Source organism: Bradyrhizobium sp. CCBAU 65884 (genome assembly GCF_028128835.1).
GTDB classification, from domain to species: domain Bacteria; phylum Pseudomonadota; class Alphaproteobacteria; order Rhizobiales; family Xanthobacteraceae; genus Bradyrhizobium; species Bradyrhizobium ottawaense.
The window spans coordinates 62,965-81,902 of the sequence record NZ_LBJU01000128.1; the positions used below are offsets into that span (position 1 = coordinate 62,965).

Annotated in this window: 15 protein-coding genes and 1 tRNA gene; 3 read left to right on the plus strand and 13 right to left on the minus strand. The window is 64.8% G+C overall.

Annotation, left to right across the window (positions count from 1 at the left end):
- Positions 1–59 precede the first annotated feature (59 nt).
- Positions 60–1,025, plus strand: coding sequence for an AraC family transcriptional regulator (locus XI03_RS29590; protein WP_271594110.1), 966 nt, complete (start codon positions 60–62; stop codon positions 1,023–1,025).
- Between the two features lie 75 nt (positions 1,026–1,100).
- Here XI03_RS29590 and XI03_RS29595 read toward each other — a convergent pair.
- From XI03_RS29595 to XI03_RS29605, 3 genes are all read right to left on the minus strand, one after another.
- Positions 1,101–1,177, minus strand: a tRNA-Arg gene (locus tag XI03_RS29595).
- 158 nt (positions 1,178–1,335) lie between these two features.
- Positions 1,336–1,803 (minus strand): hypothetical protein, encoded by a 468-nt coding sequence (locus XI03_RS29600; protein WP_271594111.1) that lies wholly within the window; start codon positions 1,801–1,803, stop codon positions 1,336–1,338.
- Between the two features lie 170 nt (positions 1,804–1,973).
- A complete protein-coding gene (locus XI03_RS29605; RefSeq protein ID WP_271594112.1) occupies positions 1,974–2,552 on the minus strand; it encodes a hypothetical protein in 579 nt (192 codons plus the stop codon).
- Positions 2,553–2,731: 179 nt separating this feature from the next.
- Here XI03_RS29605 and XI03_RS29610 point away from each other — a divergent pair, with 179 nt between their 5' ends.
- Positions 2,732–3,115 (plus strand): VOC family protein, encoded by a 384-nt coding sequence (locus XI03_RS29610; protein WP_028140965.1) that lies wholly within the window; start codon positions 2,732–2,734, stop codon positions 3,113–3,115.
- A 262-nt stretch (positions 3,116–3,377) separates the two neighbouring features.
- Entirely contained in the window at positions 3,378–3,731 is a 354-nt protein-coding gene (locus XI03_RS29615; RefSeq protein ID WP_028140966.1) for a GrlR family regulatory protein, read from the plus strand.
- 9 nt (positions 3,732–3,740) lie between these two features.
- Here XI03_RS29615 and XI03_RS29620 read toward each other — a convergent pair whose 3' ends face one another.
- The 10 genes from XI03_RS29620 to XI03_RS29665 form a co-directional block, all read right to left on the minus strand.
- Complete coding sequence (locus XI03_RS29620; protein ID WP_271594113.1) at positions 3,741–6,428, minus strand: PAS domain S-box protein; 2,688 nt, start codon at positions 6,426–6,428, stop codon at positions 3,741–3,743.
- Between the two features lie 121 nt (positions 6,429–6,549).
- Entirely contained in the window at positions 6,550–7,464 is a 915-nt protein-coding gene (locus tag XI03_RS29625; protein ID WP_271594114.1) for a DMT family transporter, read from the minus strand.
- An 80-nt stretch (positions 7,465–7,544) separates the two neighbouring features.
- A complete protein-coding gene (locus tag XI03_RS29630; protein WP_271594115.1) occupies positions 7,545–8,360 on the minus strand; it encodes an NUDIX hydrolase in 816 nt (271 codons plus the stop codon).
- A 4-nt stretch (positions 8,361–8,364) separates the two neighbouring features.
- Positions 8,365–9,318 (minus strand): dihydrodipicolinate synthase family protein, encoded by a 954-nt coding sequence (locus XI03_RS29635; RefSeq protein WP_038973499.1) that lies wholly within the window; start codon positions 9,316–9,318, stop codon positions 8,365–8,367.
- 123 nt (positions 9,319–9,441) lie between these two features.
- Entirely contained in the window at positions 9,442–10,320 is an 879-nt protein-coding gene (locus XI03_RS29640) for an SDR family oxidoreductase (RefSeq protein ID WP_271594116.1), read from the minus strand.
- A gap of 159 nt (positions 10,321–10,479) precedes the next feature.
- Complete coding sequence (locus XI03_RS29645; RefSeq protein WP_028140972.1) at positions 10,480–11,340, minus strand: MaoC family dehydratase; 861 nt, start codon at positions 11,338–11,340, stop codon at positions 10,480–10,482.
- A 144-nt stretch (positions 11,341–11,484) separates the two neighbouring features.
- Positions 11,485–11,874 (minus strand): Zn-ribbon domain-containing OB-fold protein, encoded by a 390-nt coding sequence (locus XI03_RS29650; RefSeq protein WP_014494555.1) that lies wholly within the window; start codon positions 11,872–11,874, stop codon positions 11,485–11,487.
- Positions 11,874–13,031 (minus strand): thiolase domain-containing protein, encoded by a 1,158-nt coding sequence (locus XI03_RS29655; RefSeq protein ID WP_028140973.1) that lies wholly within the window; start codon positions 13,029–13,031, stop codon positions 11,874–11,876. The genes XI03_RS29650 and XI03_RS29655 overlap by 1 nt, the downstream gene beginning before the upstream one ends.
- Before the next feature lie 1,034 nt (positions 13,032–14,065).
- Entirely contained in the window at positions 14,066–15,082 is a 1,017-nt protein-coding gene (locus tag XI03_RS29660) for a hypothetical protein (RefSeq protein WP_271594117.1), read from the minus strand.
- A gap of 364 nt (positions 15,083–15,446) precedes the next feature.
- Positions 15,447–18,938 carry an indolepyruvate ferredoxin oxidoreductase family protein gene (locus XI03_RS29665; protein WP_271594118.1) on the minus strand — a complete coding sequence of 1,164 codons (3,492 nt, stop codon included), beginning with the start codon at positions 18,936–18,938 and terminating at the stop codon, positions 15,447–15,449.

Sequence of the window (18,938 nt, forward strand, 5' to 3'; positions counted from 1 at the left end):
CATTGATGGCGGTGTATCGACGTTCATTTGATTGTCACATTTCAGCAGCCGGCCAGACCATGTTGTTCGACGCCCTCACTCCGTCCTCAGCTCTTCAACTGATCGGCTTTGCCGACGTCGATGCGTTTCGGCCGATCGAGACGATGGAGGACGCCAGGAGCATCCCGCTCGACATTCCGAACTTCGCCGCGGCCCGCGCCGTCGTCTCCCTGCCGGCGTGCCGCATCATCATGATGAGATCGTTCGCGCGCATCCTCGACACCGCCTATCGGATGCCGGGCGGGATGGTGATCCTGTCCATGACCGACGACCTCCAGGTCAATTTCAAGGGCCTGGATCTCGACGCGCGGTTCTTCGTGACGCTCCGCGGCAACGATGAATGCCACTTCGTCGAGCCTCAGACCAATCATCATGCAATGATCATCTTCTCCCCCGAGCTCAAAGACCGGGGCTGGTTCGATCACGCCGACGATTTGCGGGCTCATGCCGCGAACCGGCCCGCCCTGCTCCACACGCGGCAACTCCTGCTCGACATCCTGCGAACCGCGTCAATGCAGCCGCTCCTGTTCGAGACCACCGAGGCGGCGGCCCATCTGCAGGAGGGCCTGCTGCTCGCACTCGACGATCTGTTTCGGATCGATTCGATGTCGGATCGGAGCGCCTCGGTCCAGGGCGAGCGTTCGATCAAGCTCGTGCAGCGCATCGATGATTACGTCGCAGCCCATCCGACCGTGCCGATCTATACCGCCGATCTCGCCGGTGAGTTCGGCGTCTCGATCCGCACCCTCGGCGGCGCAGTCAGCAAGGTGCGTGGCATGAGCCTGCATCAGTACATTCGCCTCAAGCGGCTGTGGGCGACCCGCGCCCGTCTGCTCAAGGGCGGCGGCGCCACCGTCGCCACGTGTGCGCGCGCGCAGGGCTTCCATCATCTCGGTGAATTTGCCGCAGCCTACCGCGCGACGTTCCACGAGGCCCCGTCCGACACGCTGGCACGCGGCCGGCACAGCCGTATCCCGCCAGCCTGACCGACGCAGCAAGCCCTTGCGACGGTGCGCGGCATCAGCGCCGTTCTGGAACATATCTGGAACGCCAAGGAGGAGTGGCGCGCTCGGAAGGATTCGAACCTCCGACCCTCGGAATCGAAATCCGATGCTCTATCCAGCTGAGCTACGAGCGCCCTGGCCCGGAGGTACCGGACCACAAACCGAGACTTGCCGGACCGGCGGCTGACGAGCCAGCACATCGGACGGCGGTTCGGATTGGTTCGAATTAGCAGAGAGGCCGACCAATAAAAAGCCCTCCCCGCCTCGTTTCGAGACGGATCGAAGGCGGCTGTCACCAGGTCGTGTTGAAGAGCCCGAAATGCGGTTGCTGGGCAACCAGCATCACCGCTCGTCCCTGCTGCGGCGCCGGATGGGCCCTGGCGACCTTGCGCTTGGGCTGAACCGGAGCCTTGGCGGCAGTATCGGTCTTCGCAGCCGGCGTGAACTGGGCGAAGGTCTCGCGCACCCGCGCCTTGGCTGACAGCTCGGCCAAGGCCGCCGACTGGGCCTCCTGCACGGGCGGCTGGGGAGCCACAACCGCGGCGGTCTTCACCGCGGGCGCAGCAATCGTCGGCTGACTGGTGTCGAGGACGACGCGCTCAGGCAGGTGCCGATCGGACCGGATTCGGATCAGGGGCTGATCGTTGCCCGCGGTCGCAACGGCTTGTGCCACAGGCGCCACCGGGAAAGCGAAATTCACCGCGAACAGCAGAGCGAGCAAAGCTCCACCGACAAAGACGAAATACCGAAAGATGGGCATTGGCCGCGCTCCGCCCCCCGCATCCCCGCGTGGGCTCTCCGCCTCAACAGGCGATCTCTTATTTGGTTCCTGGCCCAGCCGTTCGGTTCAAATGGCGATGCGAGGTTTTTTCGCCAAGGACCAGCAAGGACCAAGGAGGGTAACTTTTCCGCTACCGGAACATGCCGCCGTTAAGCACGGCGTGCTGCAACCAGCGAGCATTTCGCCTGATCGGCATTCACGTTGATGAAGCCGATGGGGATATGCGCAAAGGTCTTGCGGCTCTTCATGCTGACCGGATCCGCCAGCACGCGGCTGCGGTTGGTGAGATGACTGCCGTCACGCCGCGCAAAGGCGCAGACGATCTCGACATCCTTTACGGCATAGTCATTGTCGTTTCGCAGCGTGAACGTCACCAGGGCTCTCGAGCCAAGGCCGCCGCGGCGCCAGGTCTGCGATGAAATCCTGAGACGACCGAGTTCGGCAGGTGACTCGGCCGGTGCCTGGGCTTCCGAGGCCGGCGACACAGTTGCGGCCGCATCGCCCGAAGGAGCCGCCTCGACGGCCGCCAGCTCCGCCTTCACCGGCTCAGCACTATTTCCCTTGGACAGAGGCAGCAGCATCCAGACGCCGCAGCCGACAATGATGGCCGCCAGCAGCCACAGAAGAGTGCGGCCAAATGAGACGCTCGCAATCGTCACGGCCCGCGCGACTCGTTCGCCGGTCCCGGCGAAGCGCCCCAATCCGATCCGGTCGAGCCTGGCGTTCATGGTTGCATCACCGATCGCGGCCAAAGCCCATGCAACGACGGACCGGCCACTGCTTACCTTAATCCGGAAGAGGAACTAAGGTTCCCGCGCAGTTGCGAATCGGCAGGGACAGTGGCGATCACCGCCCACGGCCGCTAACATGCGCAGCAACATCGCGAAGGCCCGTTGGGAGAATTGAAATGCCAGTCGTCACTTGGGATCACGTCCATCTGCGCAGCCCCGATCCGGAGGCCACGGCGGCCTGGCTGCGGGACATCCTCGGTGGCGAGATCGTGCACGCGCCGGGACGGATCGACGTGAATCTGGGCGGCGCCAGGATCTTCATCGCGCCGCTCGAGGGCGACAACGCCGTCAACCCGCCGCCTCCGCACCCGCATCAGGGTCTCGATCATTTTGGCCTGACGGTGAAAGACATCGATGCCGTTGCAGCCGAGATCAAGGCCAAGGGCGTCACGTTCACGCGCGAACCGACCACGATCCGGCCCGGCGTGCGCATCTGCTTCATCCGCGGCCCCGAAGGCATCTCCATCGAGCTGCTCGAGCGCGACAAGAAATATACCTGATCCGGCGCAAGCTCCAGCACCCGCGTCCAGTGCAACGTTTGTCGTGCATTTCGCGCGCCAAGCCTGATTCGCAGGCGGCCGGCCTCGCCCCGTCATCAGACCGTCATGACGGCGTCACTCACAAGCCGGAACAACTGCGGCTCGCGGCGGCAACTTCCCGTGGCCGGCCCGCAAACTGCCGCGTTGCGCGAGAGAATGCGCTTTGGCATAAAAGCGGGACCGGTTACGCCATTGGGCGATGGCGGCCGGCCTGCGGGACGTTATGAAAAACGGTCTCTATTCGATTCACGTGACCCTGCTCGATGGTCGAGCCGGCAAGGGCAGCGGCGTGATCCTTTTTCGCGACGGCAAGATCCTTGGCGGCGATGCCTACCTCTATTACACCGGCAGCTACGTAGTGAAGGACAACAACACCTTCAAAGGCGAAGTGCTGGTGCAACGACACACCTCGCCGCGGGGCGACGACAATCCGCTGTTCGGCGGCCCTGCCCCCGTCGGCATCGGCCTCAGCGGCACCTTCACGGACACGCGCGCGGAGATGACGGGCACGGCTCTCGTCGGCAAGGCCAGCCAGATTTTTGGCGCGACGCTGCACAAGCTCGCCGACTTCGACTAGACGCACGAGCTATTCCGCAGCCTGCTCCAGCGGCGCCGTGCGCGGCAGGATGATCTGGATGCGGGTGCCACTGCCCGGTTCGGAATCGAGATCGAGCCGCCCGCCGAGCCGGTTGGTGACGATGCTGTAGACGATGTGCAATCCAAGACCGGTGCCGCCCTGGTCGCGCCGCGTCGTGAAGAACGGATCGAAGGCACGGCGTCGGACGTCGAGCGACATGCCGCAACCATTGTCCGAGAAGATGATCTCGACATTGTCCTTGCCGGACTCGCGGACCTGGATGTCGATGGTTCCCGGCCGGCCGTCCGGGAAGGCGTGCGCCACCGAATTGAGGAACAGATTGGTCAGCACCTGCCCGTACGGGCCCGGATAGCTATTCATGGTGAGATCGGGCTGGCACTCGACATTGAGCGTCAGATTGTGCTTGCGCAGGCCCGGCCTCAGACTCATCACCACCTGCTCGGTGAGGTCGCCGAGATCGAAGCTGCGCTGATCCGAATAGTTGCGGTCGGCGGCGACCTGCTTGAACGACTGGATCAGCTCGGCGGCGCGATTGAGATTGGAGACGAGCTGCGAGGATGCATCGCGGCTGGTGTTGAGGAAGTCGTTGAGCGTGGAGCGGCGCAGCTCGCCGCGCTCGACCTCGGAGGTGAACATCGCGGTCTTGCGCTCCAGCGCGGAGGCGACCGTGAGGCTGATGCCGACGGGATTGTTGACCTCGTGGGCGACGCCGGCGACGAGGCGTCCGAGCGCGGCGAGCTTCTCCGCCTCGATCAGCGAGGCCTGGGTCTCGCGCAGATTGCGCAGCGCGGTCTCGGCGGACTCCTTGGCCTTGCGCATCTCCTGCTCACCGCGCTTGCGCTCGCCGATGTCGAGCGCGACGGTGACGATCCGCTCGATCTCGCCCTCGGCATCGAGCAGCGGCAGCTTGTTGACCAGCCATTGCCGCATGTTGCCGGCGGAGTCCTTGTACTCCTCCTCATAGAAGCCGAGCCCCTTGCGGATGCTGAGCACGCGCTTGTCGTTCTCGTCGGTCTTGGCCGCGCCGTAGCGCGACATCAGGTCGGCCGTGGTGCGGCCGAGCGCGTCGCCGGGTTCGATGCCGAAGATGCCGGCCATATAGCGGTTCATCAGCACATAGCGCAGGTCGCGGTCCTTGACGTTGATCACCGCCGGCACGGTGTCGATGACCTGCTGGAGCAGGCGCCGGCCTTCGGCGATGGCGTCTTCCGCCCGCTTCTGGTCGGTGATGTCGCGCAGCGTGCCCTCGTAGCGGACGATGTTGCCCGCTTCGTCGCGCACGCCGGTGGCGCTGTCCGAGAGCCACAGAATGTCGCCGCTGCGCTGGCGCACCTGGTACTCGAACTCGCGCACCATGCCGTCGCGCGCCATCAGCCGCTGGTATTCGACGCGTGCCTCGGGATGGACGTAGATGGTGTGGGCGATGTCGTTGATGCTGTCGATGAGGTGCTGCGGGCTGTCATAGCCCATCATCCGCGCCAGCGCCGGATTGGCGTTGAGCAGATCGCCGGCCGGCGTCGTGACGTAGATGCCGTCGACAGAGCCCTCGAACAGCTTTCGGTAGCTCTCTTCGGCGAGGCGCTGCTCGGTGAGCGCACGCACCGCCGCCTCGCGCGCCGTGTCGGCTTCCTCCAGCGCGCGTCGGAACACTTCGGCTGCACGGGCGATGTCGCCGATCTCGTTGTCGAGGTCGGCCGACGGGATCGAGGCGTCCTTCCGGCCCGCCGCAAGCGCGCGGATGGAGCGGGCGATCTGCGCGAGCGGGCGCACCGTCCTGCGCACCACGAACAAGGCAGCGCCGATGCCGATCAGCACGCCGATGGTGCCGAGCACGATGCTCTGCCATCGCGCTTCCGTCAGCGTCCGGGCGAAGTCGCGCGACAGCACGTGGCCGCGCCGGTCGCTGACCTCGCGCAGCAATTCGGTGACGCGACCGATCAGCCGGCCCTCGGTTCCCAGCACCTCGCGGTCGATGTCGGCGATCTGCCGCTCGCGAACGGCCACGGCCATGATGGCCTCGGCATAATCGTTCACCGCCGATTTCAGCCGGGCATCGACAATGTTCAGGGCCCGCATGTTCTGCGCGGCCTGCTCGGCCGCGGACGGGTTGCGCGCGAGCAGCCCGAGCGCAATCCGGCTCTGCGCCTCCGACAGGCGCGATGCCAGATCACGGTCGGCCGCACCGGAGACAGCCACATCGAACTGTTCGCGCAGCGGCGGCAGGCCGGCGAGCAGCTGGGCGCGGCGATCGATCAGGGTCGATATCCGCTCGAGGCCGTTGCGATAAGTCGCGAGCCGCTCGGTGACCCCGTCGATCATGTCCTGCTGCTCGGGCGCGAGCTCGATGCGGGTCTTCTTCAGGATGTCGCTGAGCGTCGAGGCCGCCTCGCCGACCTGCTTGAACTGGATGCCGGCGCCGGGATCGGTGACGAAGTCGCGCGCGGCAAGCCGCAACTCGTTCATGCGGCGATCGATGTCCTCGGCGAGGTCACCGACGCTCTGGAGCCTCTGCAGCTCGGCGAAGGTGGTGTCGATGTGTCGGATCGCGATCACGCTCGCGGTCGACGTGACGATGATCACCGCCAGCACCAACAGGAAGCTGCCGAAAGTGAGCTGGCCGATGGAGAGCGAGAATGTTCGCTTTTTCTCAGGGGTCGGCGTCAATTCGGCGGACATTGGGCTTTGAGGGACCGGGATATTGGAGGCCCAATATACGACGTATTGCGGCCCCGGGGAAACATGCCTCGGGCCGCCGATTATCCTTAATATTGTGGGCCGCGGAGCCCCCTTCCCCGATCTATGACGGTTTGACGCTTGCCTGCCGCCGGGCCGGGATCGTCATGGCGGCGACGCCGAGGACCACGCAGGCAAGCCCGATCCAGGCAGTCCGGCTCAGGCTCTCACCGAGGAAGGCGACGCTGATGGCGACCCCGATCGGCACCCGCAGATAGGCCTGCGCGGTGGTGCCGACCGAGCCCAGGGTCTGGATCAGGCGGAAATAGATCGCAAACGCCGCGGCCGTCGAGAACAATGCGAGCGCGAGCAGTGCCAGCACCGAGCTCGGCGACGGCGACAGCGTCCAGGGCTGCTCGACCACGAGCGAGGCCGGGATCAGGACCGCCGCCCCCGCCAGCAGCGAGCCGGCAGCGGGTGCCATGGGGTCGAGGCCCTTGAAGCTGCGGCCGAAGATCGCGGCGCAGGCGTAGCAGATGGTGGCGGCGACGATGGCCGCCTCCGCGAGGAGACCGCTGCCGATGTCGTGGAAGGCATCGACGCCGACGATCAGCAGGATGCCGGCCATGCCCGCGATCACGCCGAACAGCTTTCGCGGGCTTGTCGCCTCGTGGCGGGTGACGACCGCCGTGAGCAGGAAGGTGAAGATCGGTCCGGCCGAGTTGAGGATGGTGGCGAGCGCGGCATCGACATGGCGCTCGCCCCAGGCGATCAGCGTCCAGGGAATGACGCTGTTGAGCACGGCCTGGAAGGCGAAGCGCTGCCAAGCCGCTGCGTCCATCGGCATCCTGATGCCGCGCGCCCACATCACGACGAGCAGCAGGAGGCCCGCGATCGTGGTCCGCGCCGCGATCAAGGTAATTGGGGGAATGGTGGCGACGCCGAGCTTGATGAAGGTGTAGGAGCCGCCCCAGAGCGTCGCGAGCGCGACCAGGAGCGCCAGCTCGACGGCGATGTTGGTGTCCTGCCGGCTGTCCATTCCGCGCGCTCCGTCCCGTTGTCAGGGACGGAACCTAGCGCGTCTGCGGTCGCAGATAGTTCGTTACGTGTCGAAGTGTATTAGCCCAGCGCCCCGACCTCGAACACCTCGCCGTCGTAGCCGGCTTCGCGGGGGATACGGAGCTGACGGCCGGTTTCGGTCTTGGTCATCACGGGCATCACCGTGACGATCGACATGCCCTTGGCATGGTCGAGCGCGTCTTTCACGCTGCCCTGCTTCGCCAGCCGGATCAGATTGCGCGTGGTCGGAAACGGCAGCTTGAAGCGGCCACTCTCGCCGCCCTCCACCGCCTCGCGCGGCGAGACCCAGATCGAATCGGTCGACTCCCTTCCGTCATGGGCGCCGAGCTGATCGGGCGGCGCGGCGGCAAGGAAGAACCATGTGTCGAAGCGCTTGGGCATGCCCTCCGGCGTGATCCAGTGCGCGTAAGGCACGAGCGTGTCGAGTGCGAGCTGGAGCCCGTTGTCGGAGAGAATGTTCAGAAAGCTGATCTTGTGCTCGTTGAGCGCGACGCGGTGCTTGTCGGCGATCTCGCCGGCACGCCTGGCATCGACAGGCGCGCTCGTCCCCTTTGACCGCGCCAGCAGGATGCCGCTCTCTTCGAAGGTCTCGCGGATCGCCGCGATGCGAAAACCGCGATCCGCCTCGCTGAGGCCTTCACCGCCCGAATACAGGTCGGAGCGCGCGACGATCTCGTTGTCGCCGGCATCGACGCTGCCGCCGGGAAACACCAGCGCGCCCGAGTTGAACTCGATCTGATGATGGCGGACCATCATGAAGACCTCGATTTCGTGGCGGCTCTTGCCGTCGACCGTGGGGCCGTCGCGCAGCAGGAGGATCGTCGACGCCGGGCGTGATGATGATGTTTCGGCCATCCAACTAACCTGCCGCGCTGGATTGCGGGCCGAGATTGGCGCGCTTGTCGACGCGGGCGACGCGCGACAGCAGATACTCGACCTCCGCCTTCGCCGTCGCCGTGATGGTCGCGCCGGGCTTGCGCTGGGCGCTGGAGGCGATGATGCCGCGCTTCTGGAGCACGTATTTGCGGATGGTCAGGCCGACGCCGGGCTGCTGCTCGTAGCGGATCAGCGGCAGATGCGCGTCGAACAGATCATGCGCGGCATCGCGCTTGCCGGCCTTGGAGAGGTTCACGACGTCGATCAGAAGCTCCGGGAAGGCGTAGCCGGTCATGGCGCCGTCGGCACCGCGCTCCATCTCGAAGTCCAGGAACGTGCCGCCATTGCCGCAGAGAATCGAGAGCGGACGGAGCGAGCCGTCCTTCTGGAAGCCGCGCAGGGTCGTGATCTTCTCCAGTCCCGGCCAGTCCTCGTGCTTGAGCATCACGCAGTTCGGATTGTCCATAACGATCTTGCGGATCACGGCGGGGGTGAACACCACCGACAGGGTCAGCGGATAATCCTGGAGCACCCAGGGCACATCCGGCCCGATCGCCTCGGCCGCCTGCTTGAAATAGCCGACGATCTGGTCGTCGGTACGCAGGCTCGGCGGCGGCGCGATCATGACGCCGGCCGCGCCGGCGTCCATTGAGGCCTTGGCCAGCGAGCGCATGGTGGCAAAGCCGGGCGCGGAGACGCCGACGATCACCTGCATCTTCCTGGCACGCTTGACGAAGCGCACCGCCACCTGCTCGGCCTCGGCGGCATCGAGCTTGGGGGCCTCACCGAGGATGCCCAGCACCGTGACGCCGTCGCAGCCGACCTCCTCGTAGAAATCGGTCAGGCGATCGATCGAGCGCTCGTCGATCCGGCCGTCGTCGTGGAACGGCGTCGGCGCGATTGCGAAAGTGCCCTTGGCGTCGGCGGTCAGTTTCATCTAGTCCTCGTCTCTCTCTGTTGTCATTCCGGGGCGCGACGCAGTCGCGAGCCCGGAATCCATAACCACGATCCGGAGTATGGATCCCGGGCTCCCGCTTCGCGTGCCCCGGGATGACGGCTCCTAAAACCGCCGCGCGCCCATCTTGATCTGCTCCTCGGAGAAGAAGATCTCCTTGGCGTGATCGGCGATGTCCTGGGCCTTCCAGCCCGTGTGCGGCGGTTTCCAGCCTTCCATTTCCATCATCCGCATCTCGCGCACGCCGCGGGGCCCGGACACGCCCAGCACCTTGCCGGTCTGGTCGCCCGACAAGTCACTGACCATGTATAGCACGGCCGGCGCGATGCCGTCCGGCCCCAGCGCCGCCGAGGGGTTCTCCTTATAGCGGGGCAGGTCTGCGGTCATGCGGGTCAGGGCGCCCGGGGCCAGCGTCCAGATCCGGATGTTGTATTTGCGGCCCTCGATCGCCAGCACGTTGGACAGGCCCCAGATGCCGCCTTTGGCCGCGCCGTAATTGGTCTGGCCGAAATTGCCGATCAGCCCTGATGTCGAGGAGGTGTTGACGATGACACCGCCGCCATTTTCCCGCATCCAGCGAAACACCGGCATGGTGCAACAAAAGGTGCCCTTCAGATGCACCTTGATGACCTTGTCCCAGTCGGATTCGCTGGCCTTTGCGAAGGTCTGGTCGCGCAAAATGCCGGCATTATTGACGAGGATGTCGGCGCGGCCGAAATGCTTGATGGCGTCGTCGAACACCGACTGGCCGCCCTCCATGGTGGAGATGTCGGCGCCGTTGGCGACCGCCTTGCCGCCCTCGGCCGTGATCGCGTCCACCACGAACTGCGCCATCGACTTGTCGGCGCCGGAGCCGTCACGGGGACCGCCGAGGTCATTGACGACGACCGAGGCCCCTTCCCGCGCAAACAGCTTCGCGTAGGCCTCACCGAGCCCGCCGCCAGCGCCGGTGATCAGCGCGACCTTGCCGTCGAGTAGTCCCATGGTGGCCTCTCCCTTGCTCTTATTGTTTCGCGTCCCGGACGCGATGCAGCGTGAAACGCTGCTTCGCAGAGCCGGGACCAGCTCTTTGCGACCGCCTCTGGGCCCCGGCTCTGCAGCGCATCACTGCGTGCTGCGCTGCGTCCGGGGCACGAGACTGCCCTAACCTAAGACCGTCTTGCCGTTCTTGATCACGGTGACGCCGCGCGACTTCACCTTGGCTTCGAACGAGATCGTGTTGCCGTCCTTCCAGAGGTCCATGGTCACGGTCTCGCCGGGATAGACCGGCGAGGAGAACCGCGCGACGTGCTGGCGGAAGGCGCTGGCGTCGTAGTCGGCATAGGTCTGCAGCACGCCGCGGCAGGTGATGCCGTAGGTGCACATGCCGTGCAGGATCGGACGCGGGAAGCCGGCCTTCTTGGCGAACTCGGGATCGCTGTGCAACGGATTGCGGTCGCCGCAGAGGCGATAGACCAGCGCCTGGTCGGGACGCGTGGTGATGTCGATGGTCTTGTCGGGCGTGCGCGAGGGGATCTTGTGCGGATCTGGCTGGGTCAGGCTCGGCCCGCCAAAGCCGCCGTCGCCCCGGGCAAAGCGCGAGGCGACGAGTGTCGCAAGCTTCTCGCCCTTCTCGTTCTTGAGCACGGTCTGGTGCGCGATGACGACGCCCTTGTCCTTGCCCTTGTCGTAGACCTCAACGACGGAGGAGTCGGCCGTGATGTGCGCGGCCACCGGCAGCGGCTGGTGGAAGGTGATGTCGCGCTCACCGTCGACGACCATGACGCGGTTGAGGTTCATCTCGCCGGGGCCCGCGCCCCAGGCTGCGACGGACGCAAACGTCGGTACCACCTTCAGCGGCCGCGGCGTCAGCGTGCCCTCGTTGACGAAAGCGAGCTCCTTCTCGTCCATGGGATCGGCGCCGAGGCCGATGCCATAGGCATAGAGCATCACCTCGCGGTCGGTGTAGGCGTATTTCTGGCCAAGGTTCTTCAGGCCTTTGAGCTCTTCGTATCTGGCGGACATTTTTTTGGTTTCCTCTGGTTCTCATCCTCATGGTGAGGAGGCGCTCTTGCGCCGTCTCGAACCATGAGGATGCCCGAAACGCTTCTTTGCCGCGGCCATCCTTCGAGACGCTTGCTTCGCAAGCTCCTCAGGATGAGGACCGCCCTAGGCCGGTGTGAAGAACGGCAGCGGTGCGCCGTCGGTCGGCTTGAACACCACCTTCACCTTCTGACCGATCTTCAGCTTCTCGAGATCGCAGTCGACGAAATTGGTCTGTACCGACGGCCCCTCCTTCAGCGTGACGTAGCCGATGGCATAGGGCCCGGTCGGCGATTTCCGCATCAGGCTCCAGGTGTAGATCGTGCCCTCGCCCGACGCTTCCTCCCACACCGTCTTGTCGGAGTAGCAGAACGGGCAGATCGAGCGCGGGAAGTAATGCGCTTCGCCGCACGCCGTGCAGCGCTTGATCATGAACTTGCCTTGCTTGGCTGCGTCCCAGAACGCTGCGGTCTCGGGATTCGTCACCGGAGCCGGATATTTCTTTGCATCTACCATCACACGCGCTCCAGAATGGCCGTCGAGGCGGCGTGGCGGACGCCCAGGAGGCCGCCGGTGCCGTGGGCAATGGCGAGATCGCAATTCCTGACCTGCACCTTCGGATGCGCCTCGCCGCGCAGCTGCCTGACGGCCTCGATGATCTTGGTCATGCCGCCGCGGTTGACGGGATGGTTGCTGCAGAGGCCGCCGCCATCGGTGTTGAACGGCAGCTTGCCGACGCCCGAGATCAGATTGCCGTCGGCGACGAACTTGCCGCCCTCGCCCTTCTTGCAGAACCCGAGATCCTCGAGCTGCATCAGCACCGTGATGGTGAAGCTGTCGTAGATCGAGGCGTATTTGATGTCCTTCGGCGTGATGCCGGCTTCCTCGAAGGCGCGCGGGCCGGACCAGATGCCGGCGGAGTACGTGAGATCGAGATCCTTGCCGCCGCGCGGGCCCTTCATGGCTTCGCCATGGCCGATCAGCTTGACCAGCGGCTTCTTCAGGCTCTTGGCAATCTCCGGCGTCGTCACGATCAGCGCGCCGCCGCCGTCGGAGACGACACAGCAATCCATGCGATGCAGGGGATCGGAGATCATCGGCGAGTTCAGGACGTCCTCGACGGTGACGACGTCCTTGAGCATCGCATGCGGATTGTATTGCGCGTGATGGGAGGCTGCGACCTTGATCCAGGCCAGTTGCTCCGAGGTGGTGCCATAGTCGTGCATATGGCGCATGGCACACATGCCGTAGGCATTGTGCGTGGTCGCGCCGTAAGCGGATTCGAAATCGACCTCGGCGCCGGCCGCACGCGGCGGCATCGCGCCGGTGCGCGGCTTGCCGGCGAGCGTGATCAGCGCGATCGAGCACTTGCCTGCCGCGATCGCCTCAGCGGCGTGGCCGAGATGGATGATGTAGGAACAGCCGCCGGTCTCGGTGGAATCGACGTGGCGGAGCTTTTTGGTGTTGAGGCCGAGATAATCGACCATCGGCCAGGCGCCGCCCGGAGCATCGCCCGCGCAGAAATAGCCGTCGACGTCGTCCTTGCTGATCCCGGCATCCTCGATCGCGCCCTTGGCGACCTCGGCATGGAGCTGGGCGGTGGATTTGTCCGGCGCATGCCGGGTCGGGTGTTCGTAGATCCCGGCAATGTAGGCCTTGCCCTTGATGGTCAAACTTCAGGTCTCCGCTGGCTTTTCTTATTTGCCCCGTTTTTCTGAACCGCACTGGGCAGATTGGCAAGCGCGGAAATATTCCGCCCCGCGAGAGGGCAGCGGACTGGCGCAAGTGGGGTATGTTCTGGTGTCCCGGACGCGCAGCAACGCTTCAGCGTTGCTGCGCAGAGCCGGGACCCATGCGGCCGCGTTTTCGTTGCGAGCTGGGCCCCGGCTCAGCAGCGCATCACTTCGTGCTGCAGCGTCCGGGGCACGAGACCTTGTCCTGCAGACACGCCCCCGCATCCTCGCGGCATGTTTCGCCCGAGCTTTGCTTCCGTCTCGCTCCCTCCTTGAACAGAGGGTGCAGGGAAGACCGGGTGCCGGCTGGGCACCCACGGTCCGCTGTGCGCGATTGCGCGAAGAACAGATGCACAGCGGCATACAGGTGCGGCCAAACATCCGGCCTTCCCTGCGCAGTGGCTTTACGGCTTATGTCGCGCTCTCCCCGGGGAGCGATGCACTATTGCCCCCGTCGCCTTGCGAGCGAAGCGCAAGACTTGACGCCAGCCTGCGGGCGTCAGGACCACACGATTTTGCCGTACGCGAGACCGCGCCCGTCGTGCACGAGACAATCGCCCGCGCGACGCAGCCCGCGTCCACCGCCACTCACCCCGCGTTTCGTGACGATCGCGATACGCCCCTCTTGAGGGATGAGGTGGCGGACCGATACGACAATTCCGAATTTCGGTAAAGTGGAATGTTTTTGCGCGCGGGGATTGACTCGTCTCTTGGATGTTTCGCCCGGCGGTAACACAAGGGGTGGTGTCGCAGGGTGGGCAAAGCGAAGCGTGCCCACGTCCTTTGGGCAATCATGGCGAGGTCGTAGGCACGGCGCTTCGCGCCTTTGCCCACCCTACGGGACCTTGCGCCGTCCCAACCAGTTGCCTTCCGTCAGGTCGGGCTGTGCGGCACGGGCCACAGCGGATGCCTCCGCAGCGAGCTGTGAACATTGCTCGCTCGTCCGATACGAGGGGTGAAAGACAGACTCTTCGCTACGAGGCGGTGCTCGGGCGCGCGCGATAACGGAACGCGGTCAGCCCGGCGAACATCAGGCCGAGGACGAGAAGAACAGCGCCTCCCTTCACGCCAAAACTGTCCTGGTGTTGGCGCTCGGCCGCGTCGTCGACGATCAGGGGCCGCGCATCAGGTTTGCCCGTGAGATAGCGGATCCTGATCTGTCTGACGGTCTGGACGCCGTTGCGCGTGATCTGCCGCCAGAAGGCCGGGCTGATATGGGTCGGTCCGTAGGCCTGCTGTCGTCCGCTCTTGTCGGTCCACGCCAGCGTCACGAGATAGCTCGGGGCCTCACCGGCCTTGTTCACCTCACCGTAGGCGCGGGTAACATCGGCGGTAGCTTCATCGCCATGGGCGAGGATCTCATTCAACGTGCTTTGCTCAATGTAGGAGTTCACCAGCATGTAGCCGCCGAACGGAAGCATCACAGCAGTCAGGGTCCCGAGGATGTAAGGAAAGGGACGCCTTGCTCCGGCGGCGATCGTCGCGCTCCCCGGCCCGTCTCGACGCGCCGACCATGCCTGCCATCCGATCACGAGCATCACGAGCACGGCGCAAACGCCCGCTCCCGCCGCCATGAACCTCGACGTGGACCGGATGTGGCTCAGATGGTCGTCGAGATCTTCGACAATGACCGGAAGCGATGAATCGTCGTCAACGGCCTGGATTGGGATCGTCAGGAGCTTGAGCTGATTGCCAACCATGATCCGCGCCGCATAGGCAGCACTGACCGCTATGCCCGTGCGCTCGCGCTGGACGCCATCCCTGCCGGTCCACTGCAATCCGATCGACAGATTTTCGTCGACATAGCGCGGCCAGCCGCCGTCAAACACGAACGGAAACCGCGGCGAGACGACTTTGGCCGAAATGATCTTTCCGGTGGTGCCATAGCCATCGCGCATGACGCGTTCGATGGCATGCTGATTCCAGAACATCCCCAACGCCGCCAACACACCGACGGCCAGAAACAGAATCAACACAGTGCGCAATGACATCGATCATCGCCCCGCATAGCGCACGGCCGCATCGCCCGGCGCGCTTCACTATCTCAAGTTGCTGATATCGCGCGGCCACAACTCTTGTCAAACGGATGAATTTAGTCCGTAGGGAAAAAGCGACTTGTCCGCCTTAGCTCGAAGGGCGACGGCGGAAGCGTGCCCACGTCTTCTGGTGCAGTCGTGGCGAGATGGTGGGCACGGCGCTTTGCGCCTTTGCCCACCCTACGAGAGCGCCTTATTCCTGGAAGGAGTGCCGTAGGGCGGATTAGCCGAAGGCGTAATCCGCCGTATTGATCTCCACGGCAACGGACGTGGCGGATTACGCTTCGCTAATCCGCCCTACAGCACCTACGGAACCGCCCTACTCGGCCGCGATCTGCCTTGGCGCGGGCGGCGGGCTCGCGAGGTCGGCGGCGAGCTGGGCGTAGCGAACCTTCGCATCCGCCACTGCCTTCTCCTTCACCGGACCATAGCCGCGGATGCGATCGGGCAGCGACAGGAGTTCCACCGCGGTGTCGATCGTGACCGGCGACAACAGGCCGAGCACGGTTGCGACGTCCTTTTCGTAGCCGGCGATCAAATCACGCTCGAGCTTGCGGTCGGCGCTGCGGCCGAAGATGTCGAGCGGCGTTCCGCGCAGGAATTTGAGTTTCGCCAGCACGCCGAAGACGTTCAGCATCCAGGGGCCGAAGGCTCGCTTCTTCGGGCGTCCCAGCGCGTCGAGGCCGCCGCCGAGGATCGGCGGCGCAAGGTTGAAGTTGAACTTGAAGTCGCCCTCGAACTGATCGCGGAGCTGCTGGGCGAAGGCGCCGTCGGTGTAGAGGCGCGCGACTTCGTATTCGTCCTTGTAGGCCAGCAGCTTGGCGTAGTTCACTGCGACCGCGCGTGGCAACGCATCGCCATAACCGCCCTTCACCGCGGCGTCGCGCACCTGGTCGATCAGCCTGCGATAACGCTTGGCGAGACGGCTGTTCTGATAGGCCGTGAGGTGCTTGGCGCGGTGCTCGATGACTTCATCGAGCGTCATGGCCTCCAGCGACTTGGGCGCTGCGACCTGGTCCGTGCCCTTCAGCATGTCGGCAAGACGGGCGGGATCGGCGACCGCGAGGCGACCAAGGCGGAAGGCCTCCTTGTTCATCTTGATCGAGACGCCGTTGACCTCGATCGCCTGCTCGATCGATTCCGCCGAGAGCGGGAACAGGCCCTTCTGATAGGCATAGCCCATCATCATCATGTTGGTGGCGATGCTGTCGCCGAGCAGCTGCTCGGCCGGCTTGGTAAAATCGAAGAAGACCGAGTCCTTGTGCAGCGCCGTTTCCAAGAGCCCATTCAGCTTGCGGGTCTGGAAATTGAAGTCGCGGTTGAGGACGAAATCGGCGGTCGGAATAACGTGGCTGTTGATGATGCCGCGGGTCCGTGTGGAGTCGCAGAGCGAGATCGTGTCCTTGGCGACCGCGACCACCTCGTCGGCGGCGAGCACGAGATCGGCCGTGCCGGTGACGATGCGCGAGCAGGTCACTTCCGCGGGGTGATCCGACAGGCGGACATGGCTGAGCACCGCCCCGCCCTTCTGTGCAAGGCCCGACATGTCGAGGATCATCGAGGCCTTGCCCTCGATATGGGCGGCCATGCCGAGCAGCGCCCCGATGGTGAGAACGCCGGTGCCGCCGACGCCGCCGACCGCGATGTTATAGGGCTTGTCGAGTGTCGGCCGCGACGCCGGCTCGGCAATCGCACCGATGTCGGAAAGGTCGGCCGGCGCGCGGTGGCGTGGCTTGCCGCCATCGACGGTGACGAAGGACGGGCAAAAGCCCTTCAGGCACGAATAGTCCTTGTTGCAGGAGGACTGGTTGATGGCGCGCTTGCGACCGAACTCGGTCTCCAGCGGCTCGACCGAGATGCAGTTCGATTGCACCGAGCAGTCGCCGCAGCCTTCGCAGACGGCCGGATTGATCATGACGCGGCGCGCCGGATCCTCCATCAGGCCGCGCTTGCGGCGGCGGCGTTTTTCCGCGGCGCAGGTCTGCACGAACACGATCGCCGATGTGCCCTTGTGTTCCCGGCACATCTTCATGACGTTTTGCAGCTCGTCGCGATGGTAGAGCTTCACGCCCGGCGCGATGGTGCTGGCCGGATAGGCATCGGGCGCCTCCGAGACCAGATAGATCTCGCGGATGCCTTCGGCGTGGAGTTGATGGGTGATCTGCTGCGGCGAGAGATCGCCGTCATGGCGCTGGCCGCCGGTCATGGCCACCGCGTCGTTGTAGAGGATCTTGTAGGTGATGTTGGTCTTGGACGCCACCGCCTGGCGGATGGCGAGAAGGCCCGAGTGGAAATAGGTGCCGTCGCCGAGATTGGCGAAGATGTGGTTCTCGTTGGTGAAGGGTGCGATGCCGACCCACGGCACGCCCTCGCCGCCCATATGCGTAAAGGTCTCGGTCGAGCGGTCCATCCACAGCGCCATGAAGTGGCAGCCGATGCCGGCGAGCGCCCGGCTGCCTTCGGGGACCTTCGTCGAGGTGTTGTGGGGACAGCCGGAGCAGAAATACGGGGTGCGGGAGACAGGTGCGACCGCTTGCATCTGGGTGGCCTGACGGCCGTTGAACCAGTCGGCCTTGGCGCGGAGCATCGAAGCAATCTCAGGGTTGAGATCGAGCTTGAGAAGTCGCTCGGTAAGCGAGGTCGCAAGCGAGGCAACGCTGAGCTCGGCGGCGAAGGTCAGGAAGCGCTTGTCGTGCTCGTCCATCTTGCCGACGATGCGCGGGCGCACGTCATCGCGCCAGTTGAACAACACCTGCTTGACCTGGTTCTCGACGATCTCGCGGCGCTCCTCGACGATGAATATCTCTTCGAGGCCGATGGCGAATTGATGCACGCCTTCCGGCTCCAGCGGCCAGGGCATGCCGATCTTGTAGAGGCGAAGGCCGATCTTGGCAGCGACCTCTTCGGTGACGCCGAGCTCGCGCAGCGCCTGACGGACGTCCTCATAGCTTTTGCCCGACGCCATGATGCCGAAACGGGCGTTCGGCGAATCCATGGTGATGCGGTTGACCTTGTTGGCGCGCGCAAAGGCGATCGCGGCAAAGCCCTTGTAGTCCTGCAGGCGACGGTCCTGCTCGAAGCGGTCGTCGGGCCAGCGCAGATTGAGTCCGCCTTGCGGCATCTCGAAATCGGCGGGGATGATGAACGGCTTCATCTCGTCGGTGAGATCGATCTCGGCGGTGGTCTCCACCGTCTCCGTGATCACCTTCATGCCGACCCAGCAACCGGAATAGCGTGACATCGCGATGCCGAGCAGACCCATCTCGATCATCTCGTGGATGCTCGAGGGATAGAGATACGGCATCAAGGCCGACATGAAGGCGTGGTCGGATTGATGCGGGACGGTCGAGGATTTTGCGCCATGGTCGTCACCGGCAAGGCACAGCACGCCGCCGTTCTTGGCGGAGCCTGCGGCATTGCCGTGGCGGAACACGTCGCCGCAGCGATCGACGCCGGGGCCCTTGCCGTACCAGATGCCGACCACCCCGTCGTATTTCGCGCCGGGCGAGAGGTTAAGCTGCTGCGAGCCCCAGATGGCGGTGGCCGCCAGATCCTCGTTCACGCCGGGCTGGAACTTGATGTTGTACTGTTCGAGATGCTTGCGGGCGGCAAACAGCTGCTGGTCGTAGCCGCCGAGCGGCGAGCCGCGATAACCGGAGATGAAGCCCGCGGTGTTGAGGCCGCTGGCGCGGTCGCGCCGGATCTGGGCCATGGGCAGGCGGACCAGGGCCTGGATGCCCGTGGTGAAGACATGCCCGGTTTCCTGGGTGTATTTTTGATCGAGACTGATCGGACCCTGGTTGATTCCCAT

Excerpts from the sequence above, each read along its gene's own strand:
- XI03_RS29620 (WP_271594113.1), bottom strand. The coding sequence starts at position 6,428 with ATGTCCGCCGAATTGACGCCGACCCCTGAGAAAAAGCGAACATTCTCG.
- XI03_RS29635 (WP_038973499.1), bottom strand. The coding sequence starts at position 9,318 with ATGAAACTGACCGCCGACGCCAAGGGCACTTTCGCAATCGCGCCGACG.
- XI03_RS29615 (WP_028140966.1), top strand. The coding sequence starts at position 3,378 with ATGAAAAACGGTCTCTATTCGATTCACGTGACCCTGCTCGATGGTCGA.
- XI03_RS29630 (WP_271594115.1), bottom strand. The coding sequence starts at position 8,360 with ATGGCCGAAACATCATCATCACGCCCGGCGTCGACGATCCTCCTGCTG.
- XI03_RS29660 (WP_271594117.1), bottom strand. The coding sequence starts at position 15,082 with ATGTCATTGCGCACTGTGTTGATTCTGTTTCTGGCCGTCGGTGTGTTG.
- XI03_RS29665 (WP_271594118.1), bottom strand. The coding sequence starts at position 18,938 with ATGGGAATCAACCAGGGTCCGATCAGTCTCGATCAAAAATACACCCAG.
- XI03_RS29605 (WP_271594112.1), bottom strand. The coding sequence starts at position 2,552 with ATGAACGCCAGGCTCGACCGGATCGGATTGGGGCGCTTCGCCGGGACC.
- XI03_RS29625 (WP_271594114.1), bottom strand. The coding sequence starts at position 7,464 with ATGGACAGCCGGCAGGACACCAACATCGCCGTCGAGCTGGCGCTCCTG.
- XI03_RS29640 (WP_271594116.1), bottom strand. The coding sequence starts at position 10,320 with ATGGGACTACTCGACGGCAAGGTCGCGCTGATCACCGGCGCTGGCGGC.
- XI03_RS29590 (WP_271594110.1), top strand. The coding sequence starts at position 60 with ATGTTGTTCGACGCCCTCACTCCGTCCTCAGCTCTTCAACTGATCGGC.
- XI03_RS29600 (WP_271594111.1), bottom strand. The coding sequence starts at position 1,803 with ATGCCCATCTTTCGGTATTTCGTCTTTGTCGGTGGAGCTTTGCTCGCT.
- XI03_RS29610 (WP_028140965.1), top strand. The coding sequence starts at position 2,732 with ATGCCAGTCGTCACTTGGGATCACGTCCATCTGCGCAGCCCCGATCCG.
- XI03_RS29645 (WP_028140972.1), bottom strand. The coding sequence starts at position 11,340 with ATGTCCGCCAGATACGAAGAGCTCAAAGGCCTGAAGAACCTTGGCCAG.
- XI03_RS29650 (WP_014494555.1), bottom strand. The coding sequence starts at position 11,874 with ATGGTAGATGCAAAGAAATATCCGGCTCCGGTGACGAATCCCGAGACC.